This is a genomic window from Chitinophaga sp. RCC_12, assembly GCF_041360695.1.
Lineage (GTDB): Bacteria > Bacteroidota > Bacteroidia > Chitinophagales > Chitinophagaceae > Chitinophaga.
On sequence record NZ_JBFUPS010000001.1, the window covers coordinates 1,107,398 to 1,123,020 of the forward strand.

The following is a 15,623-nucleotide window of genomic DNA, read 5'->3' on the forward strand; positions in this document are numbered from 1 at the left end:
TTAGCATGCAAGCATCATTCAAAACCACCTGTTGTTACTGCGGCGTAGGCTGTGGAATAGTGGTACATAAAGACCGGCAGGGCAAGCTGCATGTGGAAGGTGATAAAACACACCCGGTTAACAAGGGCATGCTTTGTTCCAAAGGTATGAACCTGCATTATACCGTGATGGATACATCAGACAGGTTGTTGTATCCTGAAATGCGGTATCACCGTAACCTTCCACGGCAAAGGGTTACATGGGACCAGGCATTGGAAAGAACTGCTGCTGTATTTGCAGCCATTATCAAAAAACATGGTCCGGATGCCGTAGCCTTCTACGCATCCGGGCAATGCCTTACAGAAGAATACTATGTAGTAAATAAGCTGATCAAAGGATTTATTGGCAGCAACAATATAGATACCAATTCGCGGTTGTGTATGAGCAGCGCAGTAGCTGCTTATAAAATGGCTTTGGGAGAAGATGCTGTGCCTGGCACCTATGATGATATAGAGCAGGCCGACTGCATCTTTGTAGCAGGCGCCAATCCGGCCTGGTGCCATCCTATTTTATGGCGCAGGGTAGAAGCCGCGAAGGCAGCCAACCCCGCCATGAAAATCATTGTAAGTGACCCGAGGGTTACACAGAGCTGCGGGCTGGCCGATCTGCACCTGCAGGTGAACCCGGGTACCGATATTGTATTGCATCATGCTATAGGCAGGGCGCTCATCACTGCCGGCTTTACCGACAGCTCCTTTGTAGAAGCGCATACCAATGGTTTTGATAAGTACAAGGATACCGTGATGGAACGCACCATAGAAGAAGCGGCGGCCATTTGCGGTGTTACAGCAGAAGATATTCACCGGGCAGCAGATTATATTGGCAATGCCACCGGGTTCATGACCTTCTGGACAATGGGACTGAATCAAAGCTCGGTGGGTGTGCATAAAAATCTTAGTCTTATTAACCTGCACCTGATCACCGGGCATATCGGCAAGTCCGGCAGCGGTCCTTTTTCCTTAACCGGTCAGCCTAACGCCATGGGTGGCCGCGAAGTGGGCGGTTTATCCAATCTCCTGCCTGCACACCGGGTGTTGAACAACCCTGCGCACCGCAAAGAGGTACAGGCTTTCTGGGGAGGCACAGCGCTTTCTGATAAGCCGGGCCTTACTGCCACCGAGATGTTCACCGCATTGAATGACGGACGGCTGAAAGCCATATGGATCATGTGTACCAATCCGCTGGTGAGTTTACCCGACGCCCGCTTTGCCGAAGCAGCACTGCAAAAGGCGAAGTACGTGGTGGTACAGGAAATTTCCAGCAAACCGGAAACATTGCGCTATGCAGATGTAGTATTGCCCGCCGCAGCCTGGACGGAAAAAGAAGGCACCATGACCAATGCAGAACGCCGCATCAGTTATCTCTCCAAAGTAAATGATGCGCCTGGCGAAGCGTTGCCGGATGCCGAGATTATTTGCCGCTTTGCACAAAAAATGGGGTATCACGGGTTCGACTATACGAATGTATCAGAAATATACGACGAACATTGCCGGCTTACTGCCGGAACCAATATTGATGTAAGTGAACTGAACTATGATATTATAAAGGCACAGCGCAGCGTGCAGTGGCCCTATCAATCGGGTAACGGCACGCCACGCCTGTTCCGCGACCACCGGTTTTACACCCCGGATGAAAAGGCGGTGATACATAGTTTTGACGATGACAACAGGTCAGAGCCGCTCAGCCATGAGCTGCCGCTGATATTGACTACCGGCCGCATACGCGACCAGTGGCATACCATGAGTAAAACGGGTAAGGTAAGTAAGCTGAAGCAGCATATTTCCTCCTCCTTCCTTGAAATACATCCCGAAGATGCGCGGCAACGTGGCATTTCGGCAGACGATATTGTTACCGTTACCAATGGACGCGGTAACGTACGGGTCAAAGCCCAGCTCAGCACCACCATCAAAAAAGGAGTTGTTTTCCTCCCGATGCACTGGGGAAAAATCCTTCAAAACGATCTTCACCGCGCCAATAACCTGACCAGCCCGCTGCTTGACCCGATTTCCAAACAGCCGGATTTTAAATACGCAGCGGTACAGGTAGCACGCTACCGGAAGCCGGTACAAAAAATTGTGGTAATAGGCGCCGGGGCCGGCGCCTGCGGATTTGTAAAGTCGTACCGGGAACTAAACACCTCAGATGAAATAGTGGTGTTCAGTAAAGAGGACCTGCCGTTTTACAACCGGGTAATGCTTCCGGATTATATCAGCGGTACCCAGCAATGGAAACAGCTGGTGAAGATGACCCGTGCAGAAGAAAAAGCCTATAATATTACCTTGCACAGGGGGGTCAGTATTACGCATATCGACCGTACCAACAAGTTGCTCACCGACAGTAACGGAAAAGTACATACGTATGATATCCTGCTGATGGCCACCGGCAGCCGGGCCGCCACGCTACGTGATATTCCGCCTATACCGGGCATTTTCACCATGCGCACGCGAATGGATGCAGATGCCTTCAAACAACATATAGATCCCTCCAAAGGGAAAGTAATGATAGCAGGGGGTGGATTATTGGGGATAGAGCTGGCAGCATCTCTCAAAGAAATTAATATAGACGTTGGCGTTATACAACGCACTTCCCGGTTAATGGACCGGCAACTGGATACACTGGGCGGGCAGCTTCTTTATGAAGAACTTACCGACAGGGGTATTGAGATTTATTACAATGATGAAATTAACCGTTTCTCCGGGCAGGACCAACTGGAAGGCATTCAGCTGAAAAGTGGTTTGTACATTCCCTGCCAGGCGGTGGTAATGTCTATAGGAACGGTACCTAATATAGAACTGGCCCAGGCGGCGCAACTGGAGTGCAACCGCGGTGTAGTGGTGAATGAATATCTTCAGACCAGTGATCCGGAAATTTATGCTATTGGCGAGATTGCTGCTTTCAATGGCACCTTGTACGGCATCACTGCCGCTGCAGAACAGCAGGCGGAAGTAGTGGCCCGTTATCTTAACGGCGACATCAGCAATTATTACCAGGGTTCGCTGTTTATGAACATCCTGAAGATGCATGGCACTGATCTTTGTTCGCTTGGTATGGTGGAAACACCGAAAGACCCGGCTTATGAAGAGGTTGTTTTTATAGATAAGGCGAAACGTTATTATAAGAAATGTATTATTCACCAGGACCGGCTGGTGGGCGCCATCCTGATTGGCGACAAATCGGAGTTTGTAGAATTCAGGGATCTGATCCAGCAAAAGATCGAGTTATCAGACAAGCGGCTGGAGTTACTTCGTTCCGGTAAAAAAGGAACACCGGTGATTGGCAGGCTGGTATGTTCCTGCGGCAATGTGGGCGAAGGAAATATTACGGAGAAAATAGCAGGAGGTTGCGATAACCTGCAACAGCTTTGCCAGGCCTCCGGCGCCGGACTGGGCTGTGGCAGCTGCAAATCAGAAATAAAGACCCTGCTGGAAAAATCGATTCAGAAAACCGTGGCAGCACTCGTATAATTATGGCTAAACACACGCATACTTTACCCGTTAATTTCACCGGTGGCATTATTTCACCGGGATACCTGCTGGAGCTGCTGGAAACAGCGGCGGCAGCGCAGGCTACGCATGTGCGCTTTGGCTTACGGCAACAACTACTCGTAGATATACCGGATAAAAATTTAGCTGCCTTTAAAAAGAACTGCGCAGATAAACAGTTGCCTATAGCCGACCAGCCTAATATCATGAGCTCCTATCCTGCCGCCGGTATTTTTATCCACGACAGCTGGCTGAGTGAAGGAATTTATAAAGATGTATTTAACGGCTTCGACTATACGCCCACATTGAAAATCAATATCTGCGATAGTCAGCAAACATTTGTACCGTTGTTCACCGGGCATATCAACTGGATCTCTTCAGGCAGCCTGCATTACTGGTACCTCTATATCCGCATGCCGGGAAGCCAGCAGCTGTACGCCTGGCCGGAGCTGATCTATACCAATAACATTGCTGCCATGAGCAAGCAGCTGGAACAAAGCATCAATGAAGGCGATACGCCGGAGGAAGTGTACCAGCAGGTGAAACAGGTAGCGAGCTATATTGGCCGTCCGAAGGAGAAGGAACCCGATCTGCCGGCTTTCCATTTACCCTACTACGAAGGTTTTAATAAGTTCGAAAATAGTTACTGGTTAGGTATTTACCGGCGGGATGAAGATTTCCCGATTGCTTTTTTGAAAGAAGTATGTACCATCTGCCTGGAAACACGCATCGGGCAGCTGTATGCCACACCGTGGAAGTCGCTGATCATAAAAAATATTGAACCGGCTCACCGTAAGCTCTGGGACTATGTGTTAGGGAAATATGGCATCAATGTGCGCCATGCGGCGAATGAATTAAACTGGCAGGTAGAAGACAACTGTGAAGATGGCCTCGTGCTGAAACGTCATATCATCCGTTACTTTGATACGGCCGATGTGCGTACCTATGGTTTGTGCTTCAGTGTAAGGATTAACCGGCCGGCAAGTCTTTTTGGAACGGTAGTGATCCGTAAGCAGGAAAACAAGCATGGCAGCAAGCTGAAATATATGCAGCGTTACGACATTCTGTATACGGCGGGTTACAACGCCAACTCCGCGCAGTTGTTGTTATACCGGGAAGGTGTTTCCAAAGAGCACCTGGGACCATACATTGTAGCGTTGTGCAGAACTTTTTACGAACGGGAAAGCGAGGCGGATGTATTGCAGCATTATGTAACCGAACAGCAATCACTGGCGCCTGTTGCCGCTGTTGAACGGGTAGTACATCAATGCCAGGTGTGCTTAACGGTGTACGATGATGCCGCCGGTGATCCGGAACAGCAAATCCCCGAGGGTACTGCATTCAGTGAATTACCGGAGGATTACTGCTGTTCCGTATGTTCATCACCGTTAGACGAATTTAAAGCGATCAACGAGACGGATTTACATCCCGCTACTTTATCCACACACACTGTGTAAATGCGCCGTTGGCGGCAACATCCCATAATTCAAACCGTACCCATTTACGGTTTTCGAGGTTAGTATTAAATGTAAATGTGGTGGACCCGAAAGATTGCGTCTGATGCAGTGAAATTTTTTCCCGGTAAACCTCTTTCCCATCACCGGAGATGATTACCGCGTAGTTAAGCGGGAAAGTCCAGCTGGCAGTTACTTTCACGATTCCTTTTTTTGCAGCGGAGATGGTATTGCCGGAAGATTTCCCATTTACCGTAAAAGCGGGTAACAGTATTTCACCGGTGGTTACAAAAAACTTTCCCTGCTGCATGGCATCCAGCACAGGTTGCCAACCCTCTTTAAAAGCAGGCAGGTGGTCCAGTTGAAGATAGTTTACGTTGAGATGTCCGTACAGTTCATCTTCCGGCGTGATGCGGAAAAGATCTGCTTCTGCAATCATTGTTTTGTGCAAGCCCCAGTTGGCCATATCATCGAGCAGATCCAGTGCCCGCTTGCCGAGATAAGGCTGCGAAAGATCGCCAGGCAAAGCCTTCCAGGCGGCGCCCATGAATTGGGGCGAGGTAAAAAATGCTTCTTCCTTATATTTATCAGGGAAGCCTGTTGACCCTTTGGTACGTGCGTGGGCCGTCCAGGCCATGCCTTTTTCCGTTTGCAGCAGTTGCAGCATTTCTTCTTTATTGCCTACACGGTATACCTTCCCGTAAGTTGGATCATTGGTTACAAAAGGCTGTGCCGGTTTACGATCCATCACCCAATAAACCGGTTTGGGAAAGATGTTCATCCAATGGCCACCGAAGAAGTTGTTGGGCTCTTCACCCGGGAGCAGTAAAAAATTTCCGGCAGACAATCGCTCGCACTCTTTGAATAGTGTTTGCTGTTCCAGGAAGCGTTCATTTTCCGGACCGCGGGGATGGCCTGGGCCGTGGAATTCACCCAGGTGGACGATATTCACGCCTGTTTCACGAAAAGCTTTTATGAAGGCCGGAATTTCCGGCATCGGCAGCTTATTTAATACATCTGCGGTATGCTCCTGGTGAAAATGGCTGCTCATCGTATAGTATCCGGGAAGCGGCGTATAGACGTCACTGTGAGTATAGCGGCGAACATACTGCAACGTTTGCCCTGCGGCAGTGTTGCTGAGCAAACAAAAGAAATGAAGGCGCTGCGCCGTTCCCGGAGGCGCATTAAACCAGGGCACCCATCTTTTATCTCCCGCCGGTTCCTGCCGGATACCGATACCGTAGCCGGGTGCGTCTTTATTATAATTATTTCCGTACCAGGTGAACGATTGGTTGAAGCAATTATCCAAGGGGTAAAAGAACTGGTGCGGTGCAGGGAATAATGCCAGGCTGCCGGCTTTGCTTTCACCGATGATGGTGCGGTATTTAACGGCTACGTTGGTACTTTGTGTACCTGCTACTGCCGGCACTGACTTCATCACGCCTTTAGGATCGGACCAGCGAATTTGCTGCCAGGGTATATCCGTGGCCGTTAGCCCCGCATCGTATAATATCGCGGTGGAATCATTTTGGGTGGTCATCACGGCGGCTATATTCATTAGCCCGCTGCCGTTGTAAAGGGTTATTTCCACCACGCCGTTAAACGGACCGGCCGTAGCGCCTGCCACCCGCAATACCGTGCGGGAGCCATCTGTAATAACGGTTACACTGTCTTTCTGCAATCGTACCGGATAAGTGGTACGTGGTAATTTATCCGTTTTATCAAAGAAGATATTCCATCCGTTTTGTGAAACCAGGTCGCGTTTGCCGGTGGTAAGGAAAAATACCGGTTGCAAACCGGATGCCACCTGCTGCCATTCTTTTTTACCGGTGTTCCAGCTGAGGCTGTGAATAAGCGGGTTTTGCTGTTCCATGTTCAGTACAATACGCGCTTGTGTATTAGCGCCGGCATTCCACACAGCGGTGAGCTGTTGATCTGCTACGCTTACCTTTACTTCGCCAGAGGGCTTGTACGCATGGAGGTCAACCGGTACCTGCGCCGCTACAGGCAGGTAAAGAAAGCAACAGCTGATAATATATTTAAAGAAGGACATAACACGTGGACATTTAAATACAGAAAAGGGAGAAATCATTACCTCCACGGTAATCATCTCTCCCCTACAAAATATATAATTGTCCTGAAAACAACCTGCTATTTTTTATAAACAGCGGTGGTTTGTAACTGGTTCAGTAAAATCACCGGTGGTTGTGTGGCAAACTTAATAAAATCTGCTGCGCTCACCTGACCTTCGTAAGGTATGAAAGCGCCTTCCTTTGGCCCGTTGCGCCAGAAGAGTGCATACGACATCTTATATTTTTCCAGTACGGGCAGAAATGTTTTTGTCCACCACTCCGCCTGTGGCGTATTGATGTTGCCCACTTCAGTGAGTGCCGGTATTTTGTGGTGTTTGGCGGCTATTTGCTGAAGGATACTTAACCGGTTGTTAAGATCTTTTACAAAATAGGCTACGTCTTTATTACAATAGGCATCAAAGCCCAGCACATCCACATATGCATCACCGGGATAGCGTTCCAGGTACTCTTTTTCTGTAGCAAAATCTGCGGCAGAATAAGCATACAACAGGTTATGCAATTGTTTCACATCGCGCAGGTAGTTGACGGTGAACTGCCAGATGGCTTTAAACTCTTCCGGTGTGCAGGACGATTTGCCCCACCAGAACCAGTTACCGGTATGTTCATGAAACGGACGGAACAATAAAGGAATTTCTTCTCCCTTATTATTTTTTATTTTATGAAGATAAACAGCCAGTTTATCCAGGTAAGCTTTGTAAGCCGCGTGATGCGCACCACCGGGGATAATGCTTTTCACCGTGTTCGGATCAGTACTCCAGGCGGTGGCTTTTGTAACCGGGTCGTTGAAGTGCCAGCTGAAAGTATTGATGCCGCCGTTTCCGTATACCCATTTCATATATACCACAATAGAATCGAAAGGAACGCCATCCAGGTTATGGGTGCTATCCTTTTCCAGGCGCCCCAGTTCCCAACCGAACACGCCGGGGTACTGCCCCGTTAACCTTCTCACATCAGACTCCCCTGTTTTGTAGGCCCATTGCATGCCGTAGGCCAGGTCGTCCTGGTGGCCGAGGATGACGCCTTTATCCAGCAGCGCCGACATGTTATGCAGCAGCTGCCTGGTTTCCGGTGTCGCCTTTTTATCGATTGGCTGCTGCTGGGCCAGCGCCGGCAGGGCGCCCAGCAATGCAGCAGTGATGACGGTTCTTAACTTCATGTTGTTCATTTAAACATTACAGAAATGACTGGTTCTTACTCACCTGGTCGCATATACGTTGTACCGTGCTATCGGACGTAAAACCGTCTGCCGGTGTATTGATGGCATAGTCCAGCATTTTATCCACCGTGGTAACGGCAACGTGCATACGCGTATCTGACGAAGCATAATATACAAAGATATTTCCTTCTTCGTCTGTTACCCAACCGTTGGAAAATAAAACGTTGGATACGTCTCCCACACGCTCCTCTCCTTCCGGCGCCATGAAGTAGCCGGCAGGCTTATGTATTACCTCGGTGGGTTCTTCCAGCGAGGTGATAAATACATAGAGCGTGTAACGCAGGCCTGCGGCGGTGTTGCGAACACCATGAGCTAAATGCAACCAGCCTTTACTTGTTTTAACAGGTGCTGGTCCCAGGCCGTTCTTTGCTTCATATACGGTATGGTATACTTTTTTATCCAGCAGTTGTTCTTCGTGAATAACGGCGTTGGTAATATCGTCTGCCAGCCCGAATCCGATGCCACCGCCATTTCCGGCTTCAATAAAACCATCCTGCGGACGGGTATAAAAAGCGTATTTGCCGTTTACAAATTCCGGATGCAGCACTACATTCCGTTGTTGGGGGGAAGGTGTTTGCAGATCCGGCAACCGCTCCCAGGAGCGAAGATCTTTAGTGCGGACGATGCCGCATTGCGCCACCGCGGCGGATTGATCGCCCGGAGCGGCAGCCGGATCCCTGCGTTCTACGCAAAACAGGCCGTAGATCCATCCGTCTTCATGCTGTGTTAAACGCATATCGTATACGTTGGTTTCCTGGTCGGCCACCTGTGGCAGCGCAACGGGATAATCCCAGAAGCGGAATTGATCGATACCGTTTGGACTTTCAGCTACGGCAAAGAAAGATTTACGGTCGCTGCCTTCCACCCTGGCCACGAGGTAAAACTTACCATTCAGCCGGATGGCGCCTGCATTGAATACCGCGTTAATACCGATACGTTCCTGCAGGAATGGATTGGTAACCGGGTTCAGGTCAAATTTCCAGAAATAAGGTATATGCGCTGCCGTTAGTACGGGATACTTATACCTGTCATAAATACCATTGTATGTACCCGCAGGTTCATTGGTGCGTCGTACCAGTTGCTCATATTGTGCCTGCAGCTGTTCTACCTGCAGGGCTGTGTTTTTCATTGTATACTCCATAAACATGATTTAATATCCACTGGTCTGTTTCAGGTTGCCCTGCGACAAGTCAATTTCTTTTTGAGGAATGGGGAAGGTGGGATACTTACCACCGGCAAATTTGCTGATCCAGGTACCATAGAATTTTCCTTTCAGATCGCCCCTTGCTTCATATCCGTTGGCGCCCCATTTTTTGTAGTAAGCATCCAGTGCAACGGTATTATCTGTACGGATAAGGTCCCAGAGACGAACGCCTTCCATACCCAGTTCCACGCGGCGTTCATGCGCAATATCTTTCAGCAGTTGCACATCGCTGGTATACACACGCATCGGCAAGGTGTTGGCTGCAACGGTAAATTGTTGCTTTACACGCACCGGGTCGGCTTTAGGTGTGTTGTTAGCGCGTTTGCGTATTTCGTTGAGATAAAATACGGCGGTGTTTACATCTTTAGCGGCAGTTGACCGCACGAGTGCTTCTGCATACAACAGGTACATATCTGCGAGGCGAACAATTTTTTCGTTCATGCCGGCGCCGCCGGTGGTCATGCCATCACGTTCTGCCTGCAGCATCATCACTTTATAGGAATGGTACTGATATACGTTGTTGATGGAATTCTTTTCTTCCACCTGTTCCGCAGGTGTTTTTGCCTGGAAAATATCTTTGGAATAGGTAAGCGTATAAATGATACGTGGGTCGCCTGCTTCAAACTCATTGGCCAGGTCTTGTGTTGGCTGGTTAAAGCCCCAGCCCCATGTGTTGCGGGACGATTCGTATACATTACGGATAGCGCCTTCTCCATCGCTGGACCAGTTCCAGGTATTGGTATAGTTGATTTCAAAAATATTTTCGGCGTTGAAATCGCCCGTACCCGGACGCCACAGCGAATTGAAAGTGGGCGCCAGCTGGTAGCCTCCGTTCTTTACCAGGTCTGATAATACCGGCACGGCTGCATCATACTTCTTCTGAAACATCAGTGATTTTGCGAGGATCGCCTGGGCGGCGCCTTTCGTAGCACGCCCCAGTTCTGAAGAAGGAATAGTTTGTTTGGTATAAAGTGCGGGAATAGCTTCCTTCAGGTCTTTTTCCACCTGTGCCCATACATCAGCCACCGGTTTCCTGATCATCATTTTCGGATCTACCTGTGTATAGTTGGTAACGCCGTTAGTGAACAGGGGCACATCGCCATAGGCCATTGCCAGGTAGTAGTAGCCCAGGGCGCGGAGGAACTGTGCTTCTGCGCGGTAACGGTTCTTCGTGGTTTCATCTCCCTTAAAATCCGCTTTGGTATCAATACTCTCCACCAGGATATTTGCTTTCGTGACGGCTTTGTAACATTGTGTCCACAGCTTATAGGACCAGTCGTTGGTAGACAGTGGCCGGCATTCCACCAGGGCTTCCATATCCGGGCCGTCGCCGATGGTTTCACCGCCTTTCAGGGCGTCGTCGCTGGCCATATCGCCATATACGAAGCGGGCCAGTTGCGATTCTTCTTCCTGGAAAGCATCATAGGCATCCATCAGGCCCATGTTTACTTCCTTTGCATTGCTATAGAACTGGTTGACGTCTGTTTTGGCAGGCACGTCCCCTTTGATAAAATCTTTTGAACAGCTGCCCAGTAAGAGTGCTGCCGGTAATGCTATATATATCAGCCTTTTCATTTCTTGTCAGTTAAAAAGTTATTAGAATTTCAAACTTGCACCTACCTGCATCGTGCGCACCTGTGGATAAGTGTAGTTATCCACACCCATCAAACGCGACATTTTATTCTGGTCGCTGCTGTTTAACTGGTAAGCGCCTACTTCAGGATCCAGGCCGGTATACTTTGTGAAGGTGAACAGGTTTTGCGCAGCTACGTATATCCGTAACTGTTGTAGCCCCATGCGTTTGATTAATGCTTCCGGCAAAGTATATCCCAGCTGGATATTTTTGATGCGCAGGTAGCTGCCGTTTTCCACATACCAGTCGGATGCGCGGTAGTTATCGTTCGGATCGTTCACCGACATTTTCGGATATTCGTTGGAGTGATTTTCAGGCGTCCAGGCGTTGTAGGCAGCGCCGGCCTCCACGTTATTGAAGCCAAGTGGATGCTTTGTTAAATACTTGGTGGCATTGAACAGTTTATTACCGGAAACGCCTTGCAGGAACAGGGAGAAATCAAATGCTTTATACGACAGGTTGATATTTGCGCCATAGGTAAATTTGGGATGGGGGCTGCCGATGGCGGTTTTATCTGCATCGTTAATCACGCCGTCGCCGTTCAGGTCTTTGAAGCGGAAATCGCCGGGACCTGCGTTGGGCTGGATCACTTCACCTTTGCTGCTTTTGTAGTTGTCCACATCGGCCTGCGACTGGAAGATACCATCTGTTTTCCAGCCATAGAATTCACCGATGGGATGACCTTCTGCTGTTCTGGAGAAACTGAGTACACGCAGTTGCCAGCCTACGTCTTCCACATATGGCTGACCGCCGCCGAGACTCAGCACTTCATTTTTATAGGTAGAAATATTACCACCAACAGCATAGTGTATTGCACCGGCGTCGCCTTCATAATTCGCGGAAAGCTCAAAGCCTTTGTTGCTTACATTACCGGCATTCACCCAGGGATAAGGCACGCCAAACATGGAAGCAGTTGGCATAGCGATGAGCATATCCCTTGTTTTGCGGTTAAAATATTCCGCTTCAATTTTCAGGCTGTTTTTAAATAATCCGAGTTCCAGTCCTACGTTCGACTGTTCCGCTGTTTCCCATTTGATATTCCCGTTACCAAGATTATCCATAGAGTAACCCGGCATTACCACGGATGTACCGTTACCAAGCAGGTAGTTACGACCCAGGCTGTTGGCTACAAACGTGGTGTAGGCGCCGTTGGGAATGTTTTGATTACCTACTTGTCCCCAGCCTGCGCGCAATTTTACATTGGTCAGCCAGGCAAGGTCGATATCTTTAAAGAACTGTTCCCTGCTGATCACCCAACCACCGGAAACAGCAGGAAAAACACCAAACTGTTTATCTGTACCGAAGTTAGAGGAGCCATCGCGGCGCACACTTGCAGAGAACAAGTATTTATCGGCGTAGCTGTAGTTGGCGCGTGCGAACTGTGATATCAGCGACCAGCGCGCTGCGCCGCCGCCGCTTTTGTCGTTCATATTACCGGCATCGAGGAACCAATAGTTTTCTTCATTGCCCAGCTGCCCTTGTTTGCTGCCGTTAAGATAGGTATCGCGGCTGCGTTCTGCACTGATACCTGCCAGTACATTGAGGCGATGCTGGCCGAATGTCTCCGTCCAGTTCAACGTGTTTGTCCAGTTGTAATAATTATTAGACGCCTTTGAAGAATTGGCCTGCGGCGTTTCCAGCAGGTCGCTCGGCTTCATATAATAAGTGGGGCTGAAAGTCCATTCGTCTGCCCGGGAAATATTCAATCCGAAACGGGTGGTAAACACGAGGCTTTTGAGGATGTTTACGTTAGCGAAAACGTCTCCTACCATGCGCAGTGTATTGCGCTTGCCTACTTCCCTTGCCAGGATGGCTTTAGGGCTGCTGCCGAATACGGTGGCAGAGGTAGCCCATTTGCTGTATGGATCGCTCTGGTCTTTTGACGGGTCCAGCACCGGGATCAGCGGATCGTAGGGAATGATGTTGCCCATGATACCGGGTATTTCATCACCGATTACATTTGTTTGTTCGTTGGAGATGCTGAGATTTTGACCGATAGTAAGCCATTCTTTTGCTTTCGCAGAAGTATTGGCACGGAAAGAGATGCGGTTAAAATCAGAGGGATCGATGATACCTTTCTGATCGAAGTAACCGCCGCTGATGGCATAAGTTACTTTGTCGGTGCCACCGTATACGCCGAGGTTATAGCTTTGCACGGGGGCGTTTTTCTTCACGGTTTCTTTCCACCAGTTAGTATTATATCCTTTGTTATACTGTGCCAGTGCATCTTTATACTGATCGGTAGTTTCGCCGTATACATTTTTTACCATGTAGAGGTATTCATCGCGGCCGGCAGGTTTATAATCTTTCCACGGACTGTTGAGACCATAATATGCATCCAGTGTGATCTGTGATTTACCAGCTTTACCTTTCCGGGTGGTGATGAGCACTACGCCGTTGGCAGCGCGGGAGCCATAGATGGCGGTAGCAGAAGCATCTTTCAGGATTTCCATGCTTTCTATGTCGGCAGGGTTGAGATAGTTCATACCACTTACCGGCACACCGTCTACCACGTAGAGCGGGTCGTTATTATTTACCGTACCTATTCCACGGATGCGGACCATTACCGGTGAGCCGGGGACGCCGGATGCAGACGTAACAGTTACACCGGCGGCGCGGCCTTGTAATGCCTGTTCCACGCCTGTTACCGGTGCGCTTTTTACACCGGCAAGATCTACTTTGGTAATAGAAGAAGTAAGATCTGATTTACGTTGCGTACCATATCCAACTACGATGACTTCACCAAGCGCTTTAGTATCCGGTTGCAGTTGAATGTCGATCGTATGGCGGCCGGCAAGGGTTTCCTGTTTGGCCAGGTATCCCATGAAAGTAAAGCTGAGCTGCGTGCCGTTAGCGGGTATATTCAGCTGGTATTTACCAGCAGCATCTGTTACCGCACCGGCGGTAGTGCCGGTCACCTGTACGCTTACACCCGGCAGAGCTATGCCGGTGGTGGCATCCCGTACCACTCCTGTTACTGTTTGCTGTTGCGCATAGGTACCCAGTGGTACTATCAGCGTGAGAAAGAAAATAAAAAGAAGGCATCGTTTCATAACGGTCATATTAAATTGTGTAGTACAGATAGGCAAAAAGATTCCTTTTCCGGAAACGGGTGTTTCCGGTGAACTGTTTTTATATGTGAATAATGACTTGGTTGCTGGCTGACTTCAGGAGATGTTTAAACCGGTACTTTTTTAATCCGCAGCTTATGCTTACAAGTAGTATGCATTAAGCCCGGCTGATATAATATCAAATGATGCAGCGCTGATCCGGATTCCTTTTTTCTTTCGCAAAGAAGGCTGGAAGTCCCGTAAGTACTGCCTGTAAAAGTAGTTTTGTTCATAACGTTCGTACGAGTGTTATCAGGACACTAAAAGTACGGACGTATCAAATACTTTAATGACACTTTCTTTTCCAAATGTTGTACTATTTCAATCAAATAATGATGTTAAGCATACGCGGAAGAAAAACATCCTTGATAAGAAGCGCCTTTTTTTCTCCAGGAAAAGAACTTTTAATATTTACTTTTATTCCGCAGCGCTTACAATGCGCCGGATTTAAACCTATTCCCGGATGAAGATAAATTTATACTGTAGCATGAATGTCCAAAAATTAGTTATTTCAACCTGTGTAATACTACTATCAGTCCTTCAGGTGACTGCCCAACACAAACCCTTCACGTTTGGAGTAAACGCCGGGTTTAACCTGTCGAACGCCCATGAAACAGTGAACTATATTATTGGAGACAAGAAGAGTAAGCCCGGGTTCCAGGTGGGATTTATTGCAGACTACAACCTGTCGGATGCGGTTTATTTACGATCCGGCGTTTCACTCACCGTCAAAGGGACCATACATGAAAGTGCTGAAAGGTGGATTGGCGGCAGCAATGCGCCGATCACCTATAGCAAAATAATAACCAATCAAACTTATCTTCAGTTGCCTCTTCTTATCGGGTATAAACTCCCGCTTACTTCCAGTACCCGGCTGTTTATAAATGCAGGGCCTTATATTGCTTATGGTATCGGGGGAAAAGAGGTAACAAAGAACAAAACAGTTCACTCGTCCGGCAAAACCGATTATGAAAAAACCTCAACGGATACATTCGGGGATACACGACACCCTTTATCAAGAACGGATTTCGGGATAAGCTCCGGTGTGGGGGTGGAATATAAAAGGTTTTCTTTGGGGGTAAACTATGAGCCGGGTTTGATAAATATCGGGGAGATTAAGGAGGAGGGTACTTATTCCGAACGGGATTATAAAAACAGGAATTTATCTGTTACTGTGGGGTATAGGTTGTGATCTCTTATCAATGAAGATAAAACAGTATTTAAGTACTTGTTGCCAAGATAATGCTTCATTCAAAGCCGCCATGGAGGAACAGGCAACAGCGGCTCCCGGCCACTCCCACATCCTGGCGGAAATACCCCTGAATAAACAGCATTTTAACAGTTATGGCTGCGGATATATTTTGATCCGCAGCCATAAGTATGTATATTTGT

General features: G+C 48.5%; 8 protein-coding genes. 3 read left to right on the plus strand and 5 right to left on the minus strand.

The annotated features are described in order from the left end of the window. The first annotated feature begins 5 nt into the window (after nt 1-5). Together AB6805_RS04310 and AB6805_RS04315 are read left to right on the plus strand one after the other, a co-directional pair. Nucleotides 6-3,503, plus strand: a complete 3,498-nt coding sequence (locus AB6805_RS04310) for a molybdopterin-dependent oxidoreductase (RefSeq protein ID WP_370908225.1) — start codon at nt 6-8, stop codon at nt 3,501-3,503. Between the two features lie 2 nt (nt 3,504-3,505). Beyond that, entirely contained in the window at nt 3,506-4,978 is a 1,473-nt protein-coding gene (locus AB6805_RS04315; protein WP_370908226.1) for a rubredoxin, read from the plus strand. Here AB6805_RS04315 and AB6805_RS04320 read toward each other — a convergent pair. The 5 genes from AB6805_RS04320 to AB6805_RS04340 form a co-directional block, all read right to left on the minus strand. After that, nucleotides 4,953-7,028 carry a hypothetical protein gene (locus AB6805_RS04320; protein WP_370908227.1) on the minus strand — a complete coding sequence of 692 codons (2,076 nt, stop codon included), beginning with the start codon at nt 7,026-7,028 and terminating at the stop codon, nt 4,953-4,955. The two genes, AB6805_RS04315 and AB6805_RS04320, sit on opposite strands and share 26 nt — an antisense overlap. 98 nt (nt 7,029-7,126) lie before the next feature. Beyond that, on the minus strand, nt 7,127-8,224 hold the full coding sequence (locus AB6805_RS04325) for a glycoside hydrolase family 26 protein (RefSeq protein ID WP_370908228.1): 1,098 nt from the start codon (nt 8,222-8,224) through the stop codon (nt 7,127-7,129). A 16-nt stretch (nt 8,225-8,240) separates the two neighbouring features. Further along, entirely contained in the window at nt 8,241-9,425 is a 1,185-nt protein-coding gene (locus tag AB6805_RS04330; RefSeq protein WP_370908229.1) for a glycosidase, read from the minus strand. 9 nt (nt 9,426-9,434) lie between these two features. Further along, nucleotides 9,435-11,063: a RagB/SusD family nutrient uptake outer membrane protein gene (locus AB6805_RS04335; protein ID WP_370908230.1), complete on the minus strand. Its 1,629-nt coding sequence runs from the start codon at nt 11,061-11,063 to the stop codon at nt 9,435-9,437. Between the two features lie 21 nt (nt 11,064-11,084). Next, entirely contained in the window at nt 11,085-14,174 is a 3,090-nt protein-coding gene (locus AB6805_RS04340; RefSeq protein ID WP_370908231.1) for a SusC/RagA family TonB-linked outer membrane protein, read from the minus strand. A gap of 520 nt (nt 14,175-14,694) precedes the next feature. On the opposite strand from AB6805_RS04340, the gene AB6805_RS04345 reads away from it, so the two are divergent. Continuing rightward, nucleotides 14,695-15,423 carry a porin family protein gene (locus tag AB6805_RS04345; RefSeq protein WP_370908232.1) on the plus strand — a complete coding sequence of 243 codons (729 nt, stop codon included), beginning with the start codon at nt 14,695-14,697 and terminating at the stop codon, nt 15,421-15,423. Nucleotides 15,424-15,623 lie beyond the last annotated feature (200 nt).

Bases quoted from the DNA above. Each gene is read 5' to 3' on its own strand.
- AB6805_RS04310 (WP_370908225.1), top strand. From the start codon at position 6: ATGCAAGCATCATTCAAAACCACCTGTTGTTACTGCGGCGTAGGCTGT.
- AB6805_RS04315 (WP_370908226.1), top strand. From the start codon at position 3,506: ATGGCTAAACACACGCATACTTTACCCGTTAATTTCACCGGTGGCATT.
- AB6805_RS04320 (WP_370908227.1), bottom strand. From the start codon at position 7,028: ATGTCCTTCTTTAAATATATTATCAGCTGTTGCTTTCTTTACCTGCCT.
- AB6805_RS04325 (WP_370908228.1), bottom strand. From the start codon at position 8,224: ATGAAGTTAAGAACCGTCATCACTGCTGCATTGCTGGGCGCCCTGCCG.
- AB6805_RS04330 (WP_370908229.1), bottom strand. From the start codon at position 9,425: ATGGAGTATACAATGAAAAACACAGCCCTGCAGGTAGAACAGCTGCAG.
- AB6805_RS04335 (WP_370908230.1), bottom strand. From the start codon at position 11,063: ATGAAAAGGCTGATATATATAGCATTACCGGCAGCACTCTTACTGGGC.
- AB6805_RS04340 (WP_370908231.1), bottom strand. From the start codon at position 14,174: ATGAAACGATGCCTTCTTTTTATTTTCTTTCTCACGCTGATAGTACCA.
- AB6805_RS04345 (WP_370908232.1), top strand. From the start codon at position 14,695: ATGAAGATAAATTTATACTGTAGCATGAATGTCCAAAAATTAGTTATT.